The sequence below is a fragment of the Barnesiella sp. genome (genome assembly GCF_022723415.1).
Lineage (GTDB): Bacteria > Bacteroidota > Bacteroidia > Bacteroidales > Barnesiellaceae > Barnesiella > Barnesiella intestinihominis.
This window is the reverse complement of record NZ_JAIJHU010000124.1, coordinates 1-2,105: the sequence shown is the minus strand read 5'-3', so window position 1 is coordinate 2,105 and position 2,105 is coordinate 1. Positions and strand designations below refer to the sequence as shown.

Sequence of the window (2,105 nt, the reverse complement as noted above, 5' to 3'; positions counted from 1 at the left end):
CTTACTACGTGTGAGCCGATGAAACCAGCACCGCCCGTGATAATGATATTCTTCATTAACTTTGAACTTTGAAAATTGAACTTTAAATTTTATGATTAGTATTTTTGAGCAGACTTCTAACAATCCTGCTTAAGATTAGCTATACACTTCTCCAACGAATCCACCCAATAAGGAACCTTAACTCCGAAGGTCTCCTTGATGGTTCGCTTATCCAATACTGAATAAGCAGGGCGAGTTACAGGAGAAGGATACTCCGAGCTATAACATGGTTGGATATCACATTCCGTATGACCGGCGATTCTTGCAATCATCTGGGTGAAATCATACCAGGAGCAGACACCCTCGTTTGAGAAATGATATACTCCAACATATTCATCTTTGCCGTGGGCAACCTTTACCTTATCCAATATGGTGATAATGGCATTAGCCAAATCAAGTGCGTATGTAGGAGTACCACACTGATCGAAGACAACTTTCAACTGAGGCTTGGTTGCCGTCAAGTTGAGCATCGTCTTGCAGAAGTTTTTACCAAACTCAGAATACAACCAAGCCGTACGGATAATCACATAATCACAGCCAGTAGCCATTATCTTCTGCTCACCATGAAGCTTCGTTGTTCCATACACGCCAGTAGGAGTTCCCTTCTGGTCAGGATTACATGGCACATTATAAGGTTCCTTACCAAAGACATAATCTGTAGAAATTTGGATGAGCAGTCCATCCACCTCCTTCATCGCCTTAGCCAGATTCTCAGGAGCCTCCGCATTGAGCTTTTCTGCCAATGCAGCCAGTTTCTCATCTGTCTCGCAGGCATCCACATTGGTCCATGCTGCACAATTCACGATGGCTTTCACATCATTCTCCTTTACCATCGTACGGATGGCATCCATATCGGTGATGTCAAGATAAGTAGTTTCCAAACCTTCTACTTGATTGACATCAGTAAAGATATAATGATCTGTTGTATTTTGACTAACGATTCGCATTTCATTTCCAAGCTGACCGTTAGCACCTGTTACTAAAATATTCATGACCTAGTATTCTAAATTCTTCTTTAATGTCTGACTGCCTTCATCCAATATCGAAAGCAGATATCTTCCATAATCATTTTTGAGCATAGGCTGTGCCACCTCACGAAGTTTCTCAGCCGTAATCCACCCCTGACGGTATGCGATTCCTTCTAAGCAAGCTACCTTCAAGCCCTGGCGCTTCTCCAAGACTTCGATAAAGGTAGATGCCTCTGAAAGGGAATCATGGGTACCTGTGTCAAGCCAGGCGAATCCTCTTGCCATGGTCTGTACCTTCAGCTCCTTATCCTTCAAGAACTCCTGATTCACCGTTGTGATTTCCAACTCACCACGAGCAGATGGTTTGATATGTTTTGCCACTTCCACCACCTTATTAGGATAGAAGTATAAGCCAACTACAGCATAATTGCTCTTTGGATGCTGAGGCTTCTCCTCGATGCTGAGACAATTACCTTGCTCATCAAAGTCAGCCACACCATATCGCTCTGGATCACTTACACGATAACCGAAGACTGTAGCTTTGTTGTTCTGCTCTGCATCTACTACAGCCTGATGCAACATCTGGTTCAATCCTGCACCATAGAAGATATTGTCCCCCAATACGAGGCAAGTAGCCTCATCGCCAATAAACTTCTCACCAATGATGAATGCCTGTGCCAAACCATCAGGAGAAGGCTGCTCTGCATACTCGAACTTCACTCCAAACTGGCTACCATCTCCTAATAGACGCTTGAAACCAGGCAGATCGAATGGAGTTGAGATAATGAGTACCTCACGAATACCTGCCAACATCAATACCGAGATAGGATAATATATCATTGGTTTGTCAAAGATAGGAATCAGCTGCTTGCTGATACCTTTGGTGATTGGGTACAAGCGTGTACCGCTACCACCTGCTAATACTATTCCCTTCATTGTCTTAATGTTAAATGATTAGTATTTGTTGTTTTATTTGTATAAATCTACATTTAGTATTCAAAAGGACTTTCAAAGTCCTTCAATACCTCATGTTTTGTATCCTTTTCCGAAAGATTAGCATGTTCCGTAGGAATGCGCCAGTCAATGCCAAGAGATTCA

At 42.7% G+C, this 2,105-nt stretch carries 2 protein-coding genes; both read right to left on the bottom strand.

Translation table 11 applies throughout. From position 1 onward, the window contains the following. Window positions 1–116: 116 nt before the first annotated feature. Window positions 117–1,031, bottom strand: coding sequence for a dTDP-4-dehydrorhamnose reductase (gene rfbD, locus QVD32_RS12970; RefSeq protein WP_287710357.1), 915 nt, complete (start codon window positions 1,029–1,031; stop codon window positions 117–119). 3 nt (window positions 1,032–1,034) lie between these two features. Then, window positions 1,035–1,943 (bottom strand): glucose-1-phosphate thymidylyltransferase RfbA, encoded by a 909-nt coding sequence (rfbA, locus tag QVD32_RS12965; protein WP_287710356.1) that lies wholly within the window; start codon window positions 1,941–1,943, stop codon window positions 1,035–1,037. Window positions 1,944–2,105 lie beyond the last annotated feature (162 nt).

Coding starts and splice junctions, on each gene's coding strand:
- rfbA (WP_287710356.1), bottom strand. CDS start 1,943: ATGAAGGGAATAGTATTAGCAGGTGGTAGCGGTACACGCTTGTACCCA.
- rfbD (WP_287710357.1), bottom strand. CDS start 1,031: ATGAATATTTTAGTAACAGGTGCTAACGGTCAGCTTGGAAATGAAATG.